The organism is Thiobacillus thioparus DSM 505, assembly GCF_000373385.1.
Classification (GTDB): domain Bacteria; phylum Pseudomonadota; class Gammaproteobacteria; order Burkholderiales; family Thiobacillaceae; genus Thiobacillus; species Thiobacillus thioparus.
Map to the genome: position 1 here is coordinate 111,737 of NZ_KB891316.1, position 16,589 is coordinate 128,325.

Consider the following 16,589-nt stretch of genomic DNA (forward strand, 5'->3'; position numbering starts at 1 on the left):
CACAGCCCTTAGATGTTTCCGATCTTTTCGCGATTCTGTTCGACCCAGGCCCGCAGAGTATCGATGCTCATCCAATCGGGGTTGCTGTCCGAGCAATAAGTGAAGTCTTCAGCGACTTTCTTTCCGCCGTTGATGCGATCGGGGTCCGAACTCCAGTTGTGGATCGCAGGCAGTATTTTGAAGTGATCGGCATATTCGTAGGTATGCAATGCATCTTCGGTGCCAATCATCTGTTCATGGAGTTTTTCGCCAGGACGAATACCGATGATTTCCTGACTGGCATCGGGCGCAACGGCGAGGGCGAGATCCGTCACTTTCATGGAAGGAATTTTCTTGACATAAATCTCCCCCCCCACCATGTCTTCGAATGCATGCCAGACAAGTTCAACGCCTTGTTCCAGACTGATCATGAAACGGGTCATGCGCGCGTCAGTGATTGGGATCTTTCCCTTATTGGCGATGGATAGGAAAAAGGGAATGACCGAGCCCCGGGATCCCATCACATTGCCATAGCGAACGACGGCAAAGCGAGTGTCATGCCCACCCGCATAGGAGTTGCCAGCCACAAAGAGTTTATCCGAGGCCAGCTTGGTCGCACCATAAAGGTTGGCGGGGCTGCTAGCCTTGTCAGTAGAAAGTGCAACGACCCGTTTGACTTTTTTGTCGATACAGGCATCGATGAGGTTCATCGCCCCAATGACGTTGGTCTTAACGCATTCAAACGGGTTGTATTCGGCTGTCGGGACAATCTTAGTTGCCGCCGCATGAACCACATAGTCGACGCCATCGAGTGCACGGTAGAGCCTTTCACGATCGCGCACATCGCCAATAAAAAACCGCACCCGCTTGTCTCCGGCAAACTTCTTGGCCATTTCCCACTGTTTCATCTCGTCACGGGAATAGATGATGACCTTCTTAGGATTGTGTTTCTCGAGGGTCATTGGCACGAAGGTATGACCGAAAGAACCAGTACCTCCCGTAATCAGAATGGAAGAATTAGTGAGCATAGAACGTCTCTTTCCTGTTTTGGAAATCAAGCTAAATTAGCAACAATTTCTTGATAAGTACCGATTTTCTTAATGCCACCACCACACAACTCTACGATCTGGTCGCAGTTTTTCAAGGTGGTCAAACGGTGGGCAATGATAAGAATTGTAAGGTCGTCGCTGAGGCCTTCAATAGCCTGCATTACAGCCTCCTCGGTTTCATTATCGAGCGCGCTAGTCGCCTCATCAAAAATAATCACATCGGCCTGCTTATAGAGGGCGCGTGCAATGCCGATACGCTGACGCTGGCCACCGGAGAGCCGAACGCCGCGCTCGCCTACAAAGGTTTTGTACTGTTCAGGCCAAGTTTCAATGATATCTGCGATCTGAGCCTGGCGAGCAGCCTGCCTGACGCGTTGGGGATCAATCTGATCTTTGATCACACCAAAAGCGATGTTTTCTTCGATGCTGCTATCGGCCAGAAAAATGGCTTGTGGAACATGCGCAATATGCACCTGCCAAGCTCGATGGTTGACAGTCGTAATGGGCTGACCGTCGATTTCAAGCGCGCCCTGCGTAGGCGGCAATAGTCCCATGACGATATCGAGCAAAGTACTCTTGCCGCTACCTGTCGTGCCGATGAAGCCCACGCGGCTGCCTTTGGCGATGGCAAAGTCAATCTTATTGAGCACCCAGGGCGCTTGCGGAGCATAGCGAAACGAGAGTTGCTTCAGGGCGATGTTTTTTCCGAACGGCAGAGGTTCAGTGAGGTGCTGATCAGCGTATTCGGGCAGTGGTTGATCGAGTAACTGAAGCGCGTCCTGCAGCGATGCCTGCCCGCCACGAATAGCAGACCACGCACCATAGGACAACTGCATGACAGGCAACAGGCGCTGCGCGCCTAGCGCCAGGGCACCCAGCACCGGAATCGCCTTGGCGATGCCATCCGGTTGCTGGGCGAGAACATAGGCCAGTATGGCAATGAGCAGCATGCCCAAAGCTTCCATTCCATAGCGAGGGCTTTGGCTAATGAATATGTTATTGCCCTGTGCGAGGCGTAGCGGAAGATCAGCATCGCGGTATATCTGGCAGTAAGTCTGCTGGGTGCCATCGATTAGAACATCGCGTATTCCACCCAAGCCTTCCTGCAAAGCTTTAATGACGTGTGTACCTTCGCGAGCAATCCGCTGGCTATCTATCAATAGACGCTTTCGTGTCATACGGATGATGAAGGCGTAGATCATGCCAAACCCGCCAAAGGCAGCTAGCGCGATAAAAGGGTCTACGGATAAAAGCGCAACCAGAATCATGAGCAGCATGATGCTGGAACTGACAAGCGTCAGAACCGGCATGATCGCACTGTAGATAATGTCGCTGGTCTTGCCCGAAATACCGCTGATGACTTCGCTGCTATTGCGGGCAGCATGTACCGAGTAAGGCTGGTAAAGCGTACGGCGGTAGATACTCATACTCAGGTCGGCGCCTGCTGCGAAGGACAGGCGGGTACTGGCCCAGAGCAGCGCCAGGCGCATCGCGCCCGCCAGTAAAGCGGCCAAGCCAAAGAGTATGGTGAGTGGAAGCAGAAGCTCTTTAGGCTCTTTGAGCGCCAGCAATTCAATGAAGGGCTGAGCAGCGGGGTGCATAAAAACGCGGTCAGGCACCGTAAGTACGCCAAGGAAAGGCAATACCGCCCCGATACTGATAATCTCTGCGAATGAGGCCAGCACCATCAGCACGAGCAGCATCCCAAGTTGGGCGCGACGCCGCTGGCTAATGTGGCGCCAGAGTCGTGTTAATAGCTGAATGATGGGCTGGGTGGATCGCACTATAAAACCATAAAAGAGCACTGGATGTCCGCCAATTGGCGGCCTAGCTGAGCAAAAGAACGGTGAATTTATCCATACCGGTCAGTTCGCGCCAGCGTCCCCTGTCGATACTGTTTTCAAACACCAATTGGAGTCCAATCGAACGGCCCTTCAGCTCTTTAATTAAATTAAAGAAGCGCTTACTTTGTTCACGTCACTTGGAAGCATCCTATCTTATCGAGACGAACCCAGAAGGAAAAAGCAAATGGCTTCAAGAAGTTTTACGTTGTATTTTACCGTGCCCGGCAGGTACAAACAAAAAGGCCAACCTACCCATACATACCGAGGAATTTAAATGCACCCATCGATCTCACACACCACCGGTTTTACGTATGTATGCCAAGGAGTTTGGGGGTATCAATTGTACGAATGTCGTACAGAAACAATCGCAATCAGCCACCAGATCAACAATGACCAGTACGCTGAATAAAGTGCACTGTGGGTGTTTAGGGGAAACAGCCAGGAAAACGCTCCCAGCCATGACGCCCACACTAACGGAAAATCCGATATTCCCCGCCCTGTCCGAATAAAAAGAACAAAAAACACCAGTAATCCTGCCAGCCCGATCAGCCCCGTTTCAGATCCCACCTCCAGCAACAATTGGTGAGCATAGATCTGCCCTGTACCGTCAGGACTAAGAAAAGGATCCCCTGCCTCGGCAAATTGGGGATAGGCATAGCGATACGAGCGGACACCCGCGCCGTTAACCGGATAATGCTCCAGCACCGTGAGTGCGTTGCGCCACAAATGCAAACGCTGGGAACTGGCGGCGTTCAGGCCCTCGTAACTGAAATCCATTGCTTCAACGGACTGGTTCATGCGCTGGGCAAACTTGGGGTTGACCTGATAGGTTCCAAATCCTGCCACGACGGCGATCAGCATAATGGGTACCCATAGCCGGGCCGGATGAAACCCCAGCCGCCGGGCGTACACCCAACTCCACATCAGGGTGGCGATGGCGAAGACGATCCAGCTTTCGCGGTTGCTGGCGAGCAGAACGACAGTTGCGGTGCCGAGCCAGGCCAAAGCCAGTTGCCATTTGGCGCCGTGACGGGAAACGTATTCCCACACGATGGGCGACAGCATGGCAAGCGTCAGGCCGAGCTTCCAGTCATGCGGGCCATAGAGGCCATTCAGCCGTTCGGGGTAGGCATAGCCAAGCAGATCGTAGCCGACTGCGGCCTGGATCAGGGCATCCAGGACCCAGAAAAGCAGCAACCACGCCGACAGCTTGAGCAGACGCTGGCGCGCGCGATCTTCGTGCAGCATCCAGATGAGATAGATGCCGGCAAAGTAGATGCGCGGGTAGGTGAGCGTGGTACTGAGCGATTTGGTGAACCAGATGGAATCCGGCACCGACAGCGCCATGGGAATCCAGATGCACAGGAACAGCAGGCTGAAGGTCTTGGCGCCGCCCTCCCACACGACCTGCTTGCCATGCCGCCAGATCAGCATGCCGCCCAGGATGGCCATGATGAACACGGGCAACTCGGACGAACGGCCAAACGGCAGCAGCAGGAGGAACGACCAGGCGAGGACGACGGGCGGCCACGTTGCGGGGCGGAAAAAGGATTTCATCGCTAGACTTTATCGACGAATGCACCGTGCATCCGGCAGGGTGGATAGTACCGCACCACTCCGGACTTTCATGCAATGAAAGCCAGCGGGTCCGACTGATTAGCGGGTTTTTCTCCCTCACCTTCGACGAAGATGCGGTGCCAGACGGCAAAGCTGAGCAGCGTCCATATCGCACTGCCCTGCCGGCCGCCCTGCTGTTGTGCACGCAGCAGCTTGCGGACCTCGGATGGGTCGAACCAGGCACGGATCCCGTCCGCTTCCGGCAGGACTTTGAGCAGCGTCTGCAGCCGCTCGCCGCGCAGCCAGTCGTTTACCGGCACGGTAAAGCCTTTCTTGCGCGCCCATAGATGCTCGTGTGGCAGATAGCGCTCGCCCCACAGTCGCAGGAAGCGCTTGCCGGTTCGTCCCTCGATCTTGTAAGCATCCGGCAACGCCAAGCCGAATTCGACCACCCGGTGGTCGAGGAACGGCACACGGCCTTCGATGCCCCAGGCCATCAGCATGCGGTCGGCCTTGATCAGCAGATCGTCCGGCAGCCAGGTTTCCATATCCACGCATTGCATGCGTTGCAGCCGTGTCCACTGCCGCGGGGTGCGCTGCCACGCCTGCTGGAATGGTTGCCGCCAGCCGGGCAAGGCTTCGGCCAGCCGCGGGCTGAACAATGCAGCGCGGGTGCCGTCGAAGACGCCCTTGCTGCGGAAGCCGCCGCTGCCGGGAACACGCATCGCCGCCCAGGCTCGCTTGACCCAAGGTGAACGATAACGCCCGTAGCCGGCGAACACTTCATCTCCGCCTTCGCCGGAAAATACCACTTTCAGTTCTGCGCCGGCTTGCTCGGCCAGCATCGACACCGGCAAATTGGCATAGTCTGCAGTGAGATCGTCTGCCGCCCAGACGCTGCGCGGCAGGCAGTTCAGCATGTCGTCGGCACTCACCTCGAATACGCTGTGGCGGGTATGGAACTGCTCGGCGACACGCTGTGCCGCGTCAAGCTCGTTGTGCACCGAACTGCCCGGGAAGCCCACCGAAAACGTACGCAGAGGCTCAGCCATCCGTTGCGCCAGCATGACGGCCAGCAAGGAAGAGTCGACGCCCCCGGAGAGGAACAGGCCCAGCGGGACGTCGGCACGCATATGGATGTCCATCACGTCCCGCATCAAGACGTCGAAATACTCCAGCGCATCGTCCAACCCAAGATCAAGCGGAGTGATCTGCAACGGCGACCAGTAGGCATGCAATTCGATCGTCAGGGTACGGGTATCGATCCGGGCCAGATGCGCTGGCGGCAATTTCGCCACGCCCTGCAGCAGCGTCCGCGGCGCACAGGTGAAATTGGACTGCAGGAGTTGGGCAAGACCCTGAGGATCGACCTCGGGCTTCCCCAACCAGGGCAGCAGCGCCTTGATCTCGGATGCAAACGCCAGCCCTCGGCTATCGCGGCAGTAGTAAAGCGGCTTGATGCCCAGCCGGTCGCGCGCCAGAATCAGTTCTCCGCGCTGCACATCGTGGAGCGCAAAGGCAAACATGCCCTGCAGGCGGTCGAGGAAAGCGATCCCCCAGGCCTCGTAGCCGTGCAGGATGGTTTCGCAGTCGGAATGCGTGGCGAAGCGGTGGCCGAGCGTTTCCAGTTCGGAACGCAATTCGCGGTAGTTATAGATCTCGCCATTGGCGACCAGGATGAGACTGCGGTCCTCGTTGTAGAGCGGCTGCGCGCCGCCCTCCAGATCGATGATGGCAAGCCGCGTATGCAACAGGCCGACATTGCCCGCCACATGTCTGCCCTGCCCGTCCGGTCCGCGATGGACGAGGCGCCGCGCCATGTCGTCGAGCAGGGCCGCTTCGATCGGGTTGGCTGAAACGACGCCTGCGATCCCGCACATGCTAATTCCCTGCCGTGCGGCGGTATTCGATCGTCACGGCGTGCGGAACGCTTTAACGCGTGCTGCCGGCGGCAACAGCCGAAGCGAACGCATCGATCACCGGCTGGATCAGGTTCCGCTTGAGCTTGAGTGCGGCCTGGTTCACGACCAGGCGCGAACTGATGTCGCTGATGTGCTCGACCGCAACCAGCCCGTTGGCCTTGAGCGTGCCGCCGGTGGAAACGAGATCGACGATGACGTCGGACAGTCCGACCAGCGGCGCCAGCTCCATCGAGCCATACAGCTTGATGAGGTCGATGTGCACGCCCTTGCTGGAGAAATGGTCGCGTGCCGCGTTGACGTACTTGGTCGCGACGCGGATGCGTGCGCCCTGCTTCACCATTCCGGCATAGTCGTAGCCTTCGCGTACCGCGACCATCATGCGACAGCGTGCGATCTGCAGATCGAGCGGTTGATAGAGGCCGTTGCCGCCATGTTCGTTGAGCACATCCTTGCCGGCGATGCCGAGGTCGGCGGCGCCATATTGCACATAGGTCGGCACATCACTGGCGCGCACGATGATGAGGCGCACATCGGCGCGGTTGGTACCGATGATGAGCTTGCGCGAGGACTCGGGATTCTCGGTCGGCGTGATACCCGCCGCCGCCAGCAGCGGCAGTGTTTCTTCGAAGATGCGGCCCTTGGACAGGGCCAGCGTGATGCCGGAGTTGCTCATGTTCAATATCTGTCTTCAGTGCACGCGCTTGATGCGCGCGCCCAATTGGGTGAGCTTTTCCTCGATGCGTTCGTAGCCACGGTCAAGGTGGTAGATGCGTTCGATGGTGGTCTCGCCCGCCGCCACCAGTCCGGCCAGCACCAGGCAGGCCGAGGCGCGCAGGTCGGTCGCCATGACGATGGCGCCATCGAGCCGTGGCACCCCGCGCACCAGCGCCGTGTGGCCGGATACCTCGATGTTGGCACCGAGGCGACGCAATTCCTGCACGTGCATGAAGCGGTTCTCGAAGATGGTTTCGGTGACGCTGGCCGCCCCTTCGGAGACGGCATTCATCGCCATGAACTGCGCCTGCATGTCGGTGGGAAAGGCCGGGTGCGGCGCGGTGCGCACGTCGACTGCCTTCAGCTTGCCATCGGAGTCGATTTCGATCCAGTCCTCGCCGACGCTTACCTGGGCTCCGGCCTCGCGCAGTTTGCTTATCACCGCTTCCAGCGTATCGGGCTGGGCGTGAGTGGCGCGCACGCGCCCACCCGTCATCGCGGCGGCCACCAGGAAAGTGCCGGTCTCGATGCGGTCGGCCATGACGGCATACTCGGCGCCGTGCAGCGAGTCGACGCCGTGGATGGTGATGACATCGCTACCAGCGCCTTCGATCTTGGCGCCCATCGCGATCAGGCACCGTGCGAGGTCGACCACTTCGGGTTCGCGCGCGGCATTTTCCAGCACGGTCGTGCCGTCGGCCAGCGCGGCGGCCATCATCAGGTTCTCGGTGCCGGTCACGGTGACCATGTCCATCACGATGCGCGCACCCTGCAGGCGTTTGCAGCGTGCATGGATATAGCCATGCTCGATATTGATATCGGCGCCCATGGCCTGCAGGCCCTTGATGTGCAGGTCGACCGGGCGCGAGCCGATGGCGCAGCCGCCAGGCAATGAGACGCGTGCCTCGCCGAAGCGCGCCAGCGTCGGCCCCAGCACCAGGATCGCGGCACGCATGGTTTTCACCATTTCATAGGGCGCTTCCTTGTGCGGGATCGATTCGCCGGACAGGGTGACATGGTTCTTGTCGTCCAGGGTGACGCGCACGCCCATGTGGCCGAGCAGCGCCAGCATGGTGCTGATGTCCTTGAGATGCGGCACGTTGCCGAGCTTCAGTGGCTCGGCGCTGAGCAGGCTGGCGGTGAGGATCGGCAGCGCGGCATTCTTGGCGCCGGAAATGCGTACTTCACCGGCAAGCGGGTTGCCGCCGTGAATCAGCAGCGCATCCATTCAGCGGGCGGCCCACTCTTCGGGGGCGTAGGTCTTCATCGACAGCGCATGGATCTGCGCGTGCATGCGGGTACCCAGCGCATCATAGACCAGCCGGTGCTGCTGGATCATGTTCTTGCCGCTGAAGGCCGGGCTGACGATCACCGCCTGGAAATGCTGGCCGTCGCCGTCCAGTTCGATGTGGTCGCACGGCAGTTTCTCGGTGATCCAGCCTTTGATGTCGTCGGGAGTAACCATGCTTGTCTTGCCTCGTCTTTCGCAATACTAATGTCTGAGCTTGTAGCCACTCTTCAGCAGCATCAGGGTGAGCGCGGATATTGCCACAAAGCAGGCACCCGCGACCAGCAGGCCGAGCCCGGGATCGGTATCGGACTGGCCCACGAAGGCATAGCGGAAACCGTCGATCAGATAGAACACCGGATTGACGCGCGACACGGCCTGCCAGAAGGGTGGCAGCGAGTGGATCGAGTAGAACACGCCGGACAGGAAGGTGAGCGGCAGGATGAGGAAATTCTGGAATGCCGCCAGCTGGTCGTATTTTTCCGCCCAGATACCCGCCACGATGCCGACCGCAGCCATGATGGCACAAGCCAGCAGCGCGTACGCCAACAGCCAAACCGGATGCGGCAGTTGAAATGGCGCGTACCACAGGGTCACCGCCCATACGCCGAGCCCAACGATCAGCCCGCGCAGGATCGCCGCGCCGAGATAGGCCAGGAAGAACTCCAGATACGATAGTGGCGGTAGCAGCACGAACACGATATTGCCCTGCATCTTCGACTGGATGAGGCTGGACGAACTGTTGGAGAAGGCATTCTGCAGCATGCTCATCATCACCAGTCCCGGCACCAGGAAGCTGGTGTACGAAACGCCGGGATAGACCTCGACATGCGCCTCAAGGACATGCGAGAAGATCAGGAGATACAGCAGCGCCGTCACCACCGGGGCGACCACGGTCTGTACCACCACTTTCCAGAAGCGCAGCAGCTCCTTGTAAAACAGCGCCGAGAATCCGCTCATGTGCGCTTCATGATGTCCGTGAAGACATCCTCCAGATCCGGTTCCTGCAAATGCATTTCGGTCACGCGCACGCCCGTGACGCGCAGGTCGGCCAGCAGGGTTTCCAGTTCGAGGTACTCGCTGAAATTGATGCGCCAACCACCCTCCGCATCGCGCAGCAGCCGATCCTGCCAAGCGACCGGCACGTCGTTCCTGTCCAGCCGCAGTTGCGCGCAATGCTCGTTGGTCAATTGCAGCAGGTTGCGCGTGGTATCGCAGGCGACAACCCGGCCGCTCTTCAGCATCGCAATACGGCCGCACAGCGCTTCGGCCTCCTCCAGATAATGCGTGGTCAGGAGAATGGTATGCCCCTCGCGGTTGAGGCGGCTGATGAATTCCCACAGCGAGCGGCGGAGGTCGACGTCGACGCCAGCCGTCGGCTCGTCGAGTACGATGACCGGCGGCTTGTGCACCAGTGCCTGTGCCACCAGCAGGCGGCGCTTCATGCCGCCCGACAGGTTCTGGGTGTTCTTGCCGGCATGCTGGGCAAGATCGAGGTGATGCATGATCTCGTCGATCCAGCCGTCGTTGTGCTTGAGGCCAAAGTAGCCGGACTGGATGCGCAGGGTTTCGCGTACATTGAAAAAAGGATCGTAGACCAGCTCCTGTGGCACCACCCCGAGCGCACGGCGCGCCTGGCGATAATCGCGCACCACGTCGTGGCCCATGATGGTGGCCTGGCCGGCGTCAGCTCGCGTGAGCCCGGCCAGAATCGAAATGAGGGTGGTCTTGCCTGCCCCGTTGGGGCCCAGCAGGCCGAAGAACTCGCCCGGCTGGATGTCGAGCGACACGCCGTCCAAGGCCTGTGTGGTGCGGAAACGCTTGCGCAGATCGTCGACGTGGATGGCGGGCGTCGCCTGGCTCATGTCGGCAGCAGATCCGATACGCCATACAACTCCGCCAATGTGGTGAAACTGGGCGGCAGACCAGTGAAGGTCAGCGTACGATTCGCCTGGCGAGTCTGCCGCATGGCGCTGAACATGAGCGCGAGTGCAGCCGAATCGACGGTTTCGACCTTGCTGAAATCCAGGGTTTCAACCCCTCGGGCAAGCTGAGGCTGCAATTCGCGCAGCAGGCTGCCCACGCTGTCGACCGTCACCGCACCGGCGATGCGACAGCATGTGTCGTCGCATGCGATCACGAGCCGGAACGCGGCGCCGGCTGGGACACGCTGCGTGCGGACTTGTCGGCCAGGGTCTTGATCAGGCCATCGATCCCGCTCTGACGGATGGTGCTGGCAAAGGAAGCGCGGTAATTGGTGACCAGGCTGACACCGTCGATCGACACGTCGTAGACTTTCCAGCCGAAGCTGGTCTTGTACATGCTGTAGTCGATGGGAATCGGTTGCCCGCCGGGCTGGCGGATTTCGGAATGCACGGTCACGTCGGTATCGTCCGGCTTCATCGTCAGCGGCCTGAATTCGACCGTCTGATTGGTGAAGGCCGTCAACGAACTGGAATACGTCCGCACCAGCAGATTGCGGAATTCGGTCACCAGCGCCTGCTTCTGGTTGGCGGTGGCGCGCGGCCAGTGCTTGCCGACCGCCAGCTGGGTCATGCGGTTGAAGTCGAAATTGGGCAGGATCTTGGCTTCGACCAGCTGATACACCTTATTCAGGTTACCGCTCTGGATCTCCTTGTCCTGCTTCAGGATGGCAAGCACTTCCTGCGTGGTGCTGCGCGCCAACACATCGGGCGGCGTATCTGCGGCCCGCACCGGGGTACTGAATCCCGACACCAGTGCCAGCAGCAGAAAAAACGTGCGCAACATAACTATGTCCTATTCGAATTTAATGGATATACGGGAAATCGGTTATGGAGTAGACGCGATCGCGTTACTTGAGTTCACCCGTCAGGCGCGCCAATTGCGCCACATTCATGTTGTAGTCGTTCACCGTACGCAGATATTCCGTCTGCACCAGGACGTAGCTCTTGATCGCGTCGGCCACTTTGTCGGCGCTTTCCAGCCCGGCTGACAAATCGGCCAGCGACGCCACCATCCAGCGCCGCGCCGCCGTGGCGCCTTCGCTCAGTTCGTGTTGCGCATTGAAGTTGGCCTGGGCATTGATATAGGCCTCACCCACTTCGAACGGGATACCCGCCACTGCAAACGCCTTCTTGTGGTTGAGCGCTTCCAGCTCGGCCTGGGCCTGGTTGACGCGCGCATTGGCGGTCCCGAAGATCGTGTCCCACTTCACGCCCACCACCGGCGTGAGGCCGCCCCAGTTGAAGGGATCGTTGATGTAGGGATTATCCAGCCGATCGCGCTGCGAAGCGAAGTTGAACTGCCCGATCACGCCCGCGTATACGTCCGGCATGCGATCCGCCTTCTTGGCCGCCACCAGAGCACGACGGGCGCGCAACCCGGCTTCGAGCTGCTGCATTTCCGGACGGTCCTGCAGGGCGCGTGCCTGGAATTCGGCCAGATCGATCTGCGGGAACGGCACCGGCGCGATGCGCTCGTCCGCCACGCTCAGGTCCTCCTTCAGGCCCACGCCGGTCAGCACTTTCAAGCCGTCCAGGCTGATTTTCTCGACGGCACGCGCCTGACTCACATACTTGGAGAGCAAACCTTTCGCGGTCTGCAACGCATACAGGTCAGACTGCTTGGACTCGCCGTTTTCCTTCTTGAGATTGCGCTCGACCGAGCCGATGGACTGGTTCAGCCGATCCTGCATGTCCTCCAGAAAAACCCGGGTATCGCGCGCGGTCAGATAGCCGAAATAGGCACGCTTGGTGTCGTACACCGTATTGGTGCGCGTTTGCCGGAGTTCGCCCTGCTTGAGGTCGACATTGCCCTGTGCGGCCTCGCCGTAATGTTCGATCTTGCCGAAGGTGAAGAGCGGCTTGATCAGCGCGAAATCGAGGTGCGTCCAGTCGGACAAGCCATGGAACTCGTCGCCGTCGGTGCGTGGCACGGTTCCGCTAAAGCTCCCGCCCTGGTAAAACCCACCCTCGACTTGCGGCGCCAGCCCAATGAACGCATTGGCGTTGAGCCGCCAGCCGGCATTCCCCTGGACCTCCTGTACCATGCTGCGCGCGGCCTCGACGACCTGTTCGCGTTCCTTGATGCGGGGATCGGCAGCCAGGCTCATTTCCACAGCCTGCTGCAAGTTGATGGTCTCGGCCTCCCCAGGCAGAGCGGTCAGCAGCATGCCAGCTGCCAGGAGTGTGCGGGTCAGAGTGTTGCGTGTCATTTTGGCGCCCCTTCTTGAGCCTTACCGTATAAAAATTGGCCGATCAGATTTTCCAGTACCACCGCGTCCTGCGTGATCAGGATCCGATCCTTGTCTTTCAGTTTCTGGTTGTCGCCACCGGCTTCCAGCCCGACATATTGCTCGCCCAGCAGGCCCGAAGTCATGATGGCCGCCGAACTGTCCTTAGGGAAAGCATAGCGCTTGTCCAAGCGAAGCGTGACGGCGGCTTCGTATTTTTCATTGTCAAAGCGGATATCCGCCACCCTGCCCACGACCACCCCCGCGCTTTTGACCGGTGCGCGGGGCTTGAGGCCGCCGATGTTCTGGAAATCGGCGATGACTTCATAGCTGTCTGCAGAATTTACGGTACTCATGCTGCCGACCTTGAGCGCCAGGAACAGCAATGCGCCGATACCTGCGATGACGAATAATCCCACCCAGAAATCGAGTACGGTCCTGTTCATTTAATTGAGCCCCCGGAACATGAATGCGGTCAAGATAAAATCCAGTGCCAGCACGACCAGGCTGGAGGTCACGACGGTTCGCGTGGTGGCGCCTGACACGCCTTCGGCAGTAGGCGGCGCATCGTAGCCCTCGAACAGCGCGATGGTGGTGACGGCGATACCGAACACGACGCTCTTGATGACGCCGTTCAGGATGTCCTGCTCGAAATCGACGGCCCCCTGCATCTGCGACCAGAACGTACCCTCGTCCACGCCGATCAGCTTCACACCGACCAGGTAGCCGCCCAGCACGCCCATGGCCGAGAACAGCGCCGCCAGCAGCGGCATCGAAATCACCCCGGCCCAGAAGCGCGGTGCTACCACGCGAGCGATCGGATCGACCGCCATCATTTCCATCGCCGACAACTGCTCGGTTGCCTTCATCAAGCCGATTTCCGCAGTGATGGCCGATCCGGCGCGGCTGGCGAACAGCAGCCCGGCCAGAACCGGCCCCAGCTCGCGCACCAGGGACAGCGCCACCAACGTGCCCAGTGCCGACTCGGAGCCATAGCGCTGCAGGGTTTCATAGCCCTGCAGGCCGAGCACCATGCCGACAAACAAGCCCGACACCAGGATGATGATGAGCGAGAGCACGCCGGTGAAATACATCTCGCGGATGGTCAAGCCGAAGCGGCGAAACGCGGTTCCCGAATGTAGGAGCATCGACAGGAAGAAACGACTGGCGAAGCCGATGCGCCAGACGCCCTGTATGGTGTGGTTGCCCAGATTTTCGATAGCCTGCTTAAGCACTCTGCGCTCCCAACCTAAGGTCGTCGACATAGGGCGGCGCCGGATAATGGAACGGCACCGGCCCATCGGACTCGCCATGCACGAACTGATGCACATAGGGGAGCCCGGACGCCCGGATCTCCGCTGCCGTACCCTCTGCCACGATCACGCCTTCGGAGACGAAATAGACGTAATCGACGATTTTCAACGACTCCTGCACGTCGTGCGTGACCACCAGCGAAGTCAGCCCCAAGGTGTCGGTCAGGCGCCGGATCAGGTTGCCGGTCACCCCCAGTGAAATGGGATCGAGGCCGGCAAACGGCTCGTCGTACATCACCAGCGAGGGCTCCAGCGCAATCGCACGGGCCAGTGCCACTCGCCGCGCCATCCCGCCGGAGAGCTCGGCAGGCATCAGATGGGCGGCACCACGCAAACCCACGGCATGCAGCTTCATTAGCACCAGATCGCTGATGACGTCTTCCGGCAGGTCGGTATGTTCGCGCAGCTGGAAGGCCACATTGTCGAACACCGACATGTCGGTGAACAGCGCGCCGAACTGGAACAGCATGCCCATTTTTCGACGCACCCGGTAGAGGCCGGCCCGGTCGAGCTCACCCAGCGACTCGCCCGCCACGCGCACTGTACCCTGGCCAGCTTTGACCTGGCCGCCGATCAGGCGCAGGAGGGTGGTTTTGCCGCAACCGCTGCTGCCCATGATGGCCACGACCTGTCCCCGTTTGGCGGTCAGGTTGATGCCCTTCAAAACCGGCCGGGCGCCATAGCCAAATACAGCATCTTCGATCTCGACCAGAATGTCGTTTTGCAAGAAATCGAGCCTGTTTTTTTAGTTGAGGGCCGCTATTCTACCGAAGCTGGCCACGCTGCCGCCATTGGCAGGTATTTTCCCCCTGCTCAATAACCCATGACCTGCTTCAGGTTATTTGCCCGCTCCAGTTGCACGAGGTCGCCAGTCAGGCTGAAGACGAAGAGCGGAGAGCCGGTTGTCGCTTGCTGTGCGATGCGCTGTGCCAGCGCGCGCAGATCAGGCGCCTGATCCAGCCACCAGACATGCGCCGCCGTCCATGCGGGCGTCGCCAGCAGGACACGAGGCGAAACCGGCGGAACCGCCCCGGCATCGCCCGGCTCGAGCACGAAACAAAATCCGTCCTGGGTATCGCCAAGCCATTGCGCCCAGATCGCATCCGATGCGGCCTGCCACATGACGGCCGGCAGGTAGACTGCCTGGAATTGCGTGTTGTAATAAGACAACATCCAGTCATCCGGCAGGTCTTCCGGATAGAAGCTGCCGCGCCAATCGGGTCTATTCCAATTCATGGCGCCTACCAAGACGAGTGCACTGGATGTCATACGGCCATTATCCTGCCAGGGCGAAACATACTGCCACCCCGCCGATGCCGGGCATGTTCAGGCCCGGCGCCAGGTGGTTCCGCCCGCCCCGTCTTCCAATACGACGCCGGCGGCGGTCAGCGCATCGCGGATGCGATCCGACTCGGCAAAATCCTTCGCCTTGCGCGCCGCTTGGCGCGCAGCGATCAAAGCCTCGATCCCGGCTTCGGACAGGCCATCGGCAGCGCTTCCGGCTTGCAGGAAATCCGTGGCTTCGCGCTGCAGCAGACCGAGCACCGCGCCCAAGCTGCGAAGCGTCGTCGCGGCAGCGATATCGCCGCGATTGGCCTCGCCGGCCAGTTCGAACAGCACGGCGAGCGCCTCCGGCGTATTGAAATCGTCGTCCATCGCTGCCTTGAAACGTTGGGCAACCGGCTGCGCCCAGTCAGGGGCGGGCGTATTGACAGGTGCGTTCTTCAGCGCCGTATATAGCCGCGTCAGCGCACCCTTGGCGTCGTCGAGGTGCGCGTCTGAATAGTTCAGCGGGCTGCGGTAATGGGCGCGCAGGATGAAGAAGCGCACCACTTCGGCGTCGTATTTCGCCAGCACCTCGCGGATGGTGAAGAAGTTGCCGAGCGACTTGGACATCTTCTCGTTGTCCACGCGCACGAAGCCGTTGTGCAGCCAGTAGTTGACGAAAGTGCAGCCGTGCGCACCTTCCGACTGGGCGATTTCGTTTTCGTGGTGGGGAAACTGCAGATCCTGCCCGCCACCGTGGATGTCGAAATGCTGGCCGAGCAACTCGGCGCTCATCGCCGAGCATTCGATGTGCCAGCCGGGACGGCCCGGCCCCCACGGCGACTCCCACGCAGGTTCGCCCGGCTTGGCGGCTTTCCACAGCACGAAATCCATCGGGTCGCGCTTGTTGGGGTCGATGTCCACCCGCTCGCCGGCACGCAGCTCGTCGAGGCTCTTGCCCGACAGCCGCCCGTAGGTGGGAAACGCACGCACGCTGTAATACACGTCGCCGTTGGGCGCCGGGTAGGCCAGACCGTTGGCGATCAACTGCCCGATCAGTGCCAGCATCTGCGCCACGTATTCGGTGGCGCGCGGTTCGTGGTCGGGCGGCAGCACGCCCAGCGCACGCTCGTCCTCGTGCATCGCGGCAATGAAGCGCCCGGTCAGCGCAGCCGGGGTTTCGCCATTGTCATGCGCGCGTTTGATGATCTTGTCGTCGATGTCCGTGATGTTGCGAACGTAGTCGACCCGGTAGCCGCTGGCACGCAGCCAGCGCGTCACCATGTCGAACACCACGAATACACGCGCGTGGCCCAGATGGCAGAGGTCGTACACCGTCATGCCGCACACATACATGCGGACGACGCCGGGAGTAAGCGGGACGAATTCTTCCTTGGTGCGCGTGAGGGAATTAGTGATGTGCAGCATGGTGCGAACAGGCCTG

The 16,589-nt window shown here is 60.1% G+C and carries 17 protein-coding genes; all 17 read right to left on the reverse strand.

What is annotated here, in order from left to right:
- Nucleotides 1–8 precede the first annotated feature (8 nt).
- The 17 genes from pseB to cysS all read right to left on the reverse strand — a co-directional run bounded on the left by pseB (nt 9) and on the right by cysS (nt 16,573).
- Nucleotides 9–1,007 carry a UDP-N-acetylglucosamine 4,6-dehydratase (inverting) gene (pseB, locus tag B058_RS0100585; protein WP_026240516.1) on the reverse strand — a complete coding sequence of 333 codons (999 nt, stop codon included), beginning with the start codon at nt 1,005–1,007 and terminating at the stop codon, nt 9–11.
- Between the two features lie 26 nt (nt 1,008–1,033).
- The gene (locus B058_RS0100590) at nt 1,034–2,731 is read right to left on the reverse strand and encodes an ABC transporter ATP-binding protein (protein WP_018506517.1); all 1,698 of its coding nucleotides are present in this window, start codon (nt 2,729–2,731) and stop codon (nt 1,034–1,036) included.
- 477 nt (nt 2,732–3,208) lie between these two features.
- A complete protein-coding gene (locus B058_RS0100595) occupies nt 3,209–4,429 on the reverse strand; it encodes an O-antigen ligase family protein (RefSeq protein WP_018506518.1) in 1,221 nt (406 codons plus the stop codon).
- 68 nt (nt 4,430–4,497) lie between these two features.
- On the reverse strand, nt 4,498–6,309 hold the full coding sequence (asnB, locus tag B058_RS0100600; protein WP_018506519.1) for an asparagine synthase (glutamine-hydrolyzing): 1,812 nt from the start codon (nt 6,307–6,309) through the stop codon (nt 4,498–4,500).
- A gap of 52 nt (nt 6,310–6,361) precedes the next feature.
- Nucleotides 6,362–7,024, reverse strand: a complete 663-nt coding sequence (gene hisG / locus B058_RS0100605; RefSeq protein ID WP_018506520.1) for an ATP phosphoribosyltransferase — start codon at nt 7,022–7,024, stop codon at nt 6,362–6,364.
- Between the two features lie 15 nt (nt 7,025–7,039).
- Nucleotides 7,040–8,293: a UDP-N-acetylglucosamine 1-carboxyvinyltransferase gene (murA, locus tag B058_RS0100610; RefSeq protein WP_018506521.1), complete on the reverse strand. Its 1,254-nt coding sequence runs from the start codon at nt 8,291–8,293 to the stop codon at nt 7,040–7,042.
- A complete protein-coding gene (locus B058_RS0100615) occupies nt 8,294–8,530 on the reverse strand; it encodes a BolA family protein (protein ID WP_018506522.1) in 237 nt (78 codons plus the stop codon). It abuts the gene before it with no gap.
- A 27-nt stretch (nt 8,531–8,557) separates the two neighbouring features.
- Complete coding sequence (locus tag B058_RS0100620) at nt 8,558–9,313, reverse strand: ABC transporter permease (protein WP_018506523.1); 756 nt, start codon at nt 9,311–9,313, stop codon at nt 8,558–8,560.
- A complete protein-coding gene (locus B058_RS0100625) occupies nt 9,310–10,218 on the reverse strand; it encodes an ABC transporter ATP-binding protein (RefSeq protein ID WP_018506524.1) in 909 nt (302 codons plus the stop codon). The genes B058_RS0100620 and B058_RS0100625 overlap by 4 nt, the downstream gene beginning before the upstream one ends.
- Nucleotides 10,215–10,493 carry an STAS domain-containing protein gene (locus B058_RS0100630; RefSeq protein ID WP_018506525.1) on the reverse strand — a complete coding sequence of 93 codons (279 nt, stop codon included), beginning with the start codon at nt 10,491–10,493 and terminating at the stop codon, nt 10,215–10,217. Before B058_RS0100630 ends, B058_RS0100625 begins: the two co-directional genes overlap by 4 nt.
- Nucleotides 10,490–11,122 (reverse strand): MlaC/ttg2D family ABC transporter substrate-binding protein, encoded by a 633-nt coding sequence (locus B058_RS0100635; RefSeq protein WP_018506526.1) that lies wholly within the window; start codon nt 11,120–11,122, stop codon nt 10,490–10,492. The genes B058_RS0100630 and B058_RS0100635 overlap by 4 nt, the downstream gene beginning before the upstream one ends.
- 64 nt (nt 11,123–11,186) lie before the next feature.
- Nucleotides 11,187–12,548 (reverse strand): TolC family protein, encoded by a 1,362-nt coding sequence (locus B058_RS0100640; protein ID WP_026240517.1) that lies wholly within the window; start codon nt 12,546–12,548, stop codon nt 11,187–11,189.
- Nucleotides 12,545–13,012 carry an outer membrane lipid asymmetry maintenance protein MlaD gene (gene mlaD, locus B058_RS0100645; protein ID WP_018506528.1) on the reverse strand — a complete coding sequence of 156 codons (468 nt, stop codon included), beginning with the start codon at nt 13,010–13,012 and terminating at the stop codon, nt 12,545–12,547. The genes B058_RS0100640 and mlaD overlap by 4 nt, the downstream gene beginning before the upstream one ends.
- On the reverse strand, nt 13,013–13,801 hold the full coding sequence (mlaE, locus tag B058_RS0100650) for a lipid asymmetry maintenance ABC transporter permease subunit MlaE (protein ID WP_018506529.1): 789 nt from the start codon (nt 13,799–13,801) through the stop codon (nt 13,013–13,015).
- Nucleotides 13,794–14,606: an ABC transporter ATP-binding protein gene (locus B058_RS0100655; protein WP_018506530.1), complete on the reverse strand. Its 813-nt coding sequence runs from the start codon at nt 14,604–14,606 to the stop codon at nt 13,794–13,796. Before B058_RS0100655 ends, mlaE begins: the two co-directional genes overlap by 8 nt.
- 86 nt (nt 14,607–14,692) lie before the next feature.
- On the reverse strand, nt 14,693–15,115 hold the full coding sequence (locus tag B058_RS0100660; protein WP_245539228.1) for a DUF72 domain-containing protein: 423 nt from the start codon (nt 15,113–15,115) through the stop codon (nt 14,693–14,695).
- Nucleotides 15,116–15,205: 90 nt separating this feature from the next.
- The gene (cysS, locus tag B058_RS0100665; RefSeq protein WP_026240518.1) at nt 15,206–16,573 is read right to left on the reverse strand and encodes a cysteine--tRNA ligase; all 1,368 of its coding nucleotides are present in this window, start codon (nt 16,571–16,573) and stop codon (nt 15,206–15,208) included.
- Between the last annotated feature and the right edge of the window lie 16 nt (nt 16,574–16,589).

Excerpts from the sequence above, each read along its gene's own strand:
- B058_RS0100660 (WP_245539228.1), bottom strand. The coding sequence starts at position 15,115 with ATGAATTGGAATAGACCCGATTGGCGCGGCAGCTTCTATCCGGAAGAC.
- B058_RS0100625 (WP_018506524.1), bottom strand. The coding sequence starts at position 10,218 with ATGAGCCAGGCGACGCCCGCCATCCACGTCGACGATCTGCGCAAGCGT.
- pseB (WP_026240516.1), bottom strand. The coding sequence starts at position 1,007 with ATGCTCACTAATTCTTCCATTCTGATTACGGGAGGTACTGGTTCTTTC.
- B058_RS0100595 (WP_018506518.1), bottom strand. The coding sequence starts at position 4,429 with ATGAAATCCTTTTTCCGCCCCGCAACGTGGCCGCCCGTCGTCCTCGCC.
- hisG (WP_018506520.1), bottom strand. The coding sequence starts at position 7,024 with ATGAGCAACTCCGGCATCACGCTGGCCCTGTCCAAGGGCCGCATCTTC.
- B058_RS0100635 (WP_018506526.1), bottom strand. The coding sequence starts at position 11,122 with ATGTTGCGCACGTTTTTTCTGCTGCTGGCACTGGTGTCGGGATTCAGT.
- murA (WP_018506521.1), bottom strand. The coding sequence starts at position 8,293 with ATGGATGCGCTGCTGATTCACGGCGGCAACCCGCTTGCCGGTGAAGTA.
- B058_RS0100640 (WP_026240517.1), bottom strand. The coding sequence starts at position 12,548 with ATGACACGCAACACTCTGACCCGCACACTCCTGGCAGCTGGCATGCTG.
- B058_RS0100615 (WP_018506522.1), bottom strand. The coding sequence starts at position 8,530 with ATGGTTACTCCCGACGACATCAAAGGCTGGATCACCGAGAAACTGCCG.
- asnB (WP_018506519.1), bottom strand. The coding sequence starts at position 6,309 with ATGTGCGGGATCGCAGGCGTCGTTTCAGCCAACCCGATCGAAGCGGCC.
- mlaD (WP_018506528.1), bottom strand. The coding sequence starts at position 13,012 with ATGAACAGGACCGTACTCGATTTCTGGGTGGGATTATTCGTCATCGCA.
- cysS (WP_026240518.1), bottom strand. The coding sequence starts at position 16,573 with ATGCTGCACATCACTAATTCCCTCACGCGCACCAAGGAAGAATTCGTC.
- B058_RS0100590 (WP_018506517.1), bottom strand. The coding sequence starts at position 2,731 with ATGCTGCTCGTGCTGATGGTGCTGGCCTCATTCGCAGAGATTATCAGT.
- B058_RS0100620 (WP_018506523.1), bottom strand. The coding sequence starts at position 9,313 with ATGAGCGGATTCTCGGCGCTGTTTTACAAGGAGCTGCTGCGCTTCTGG.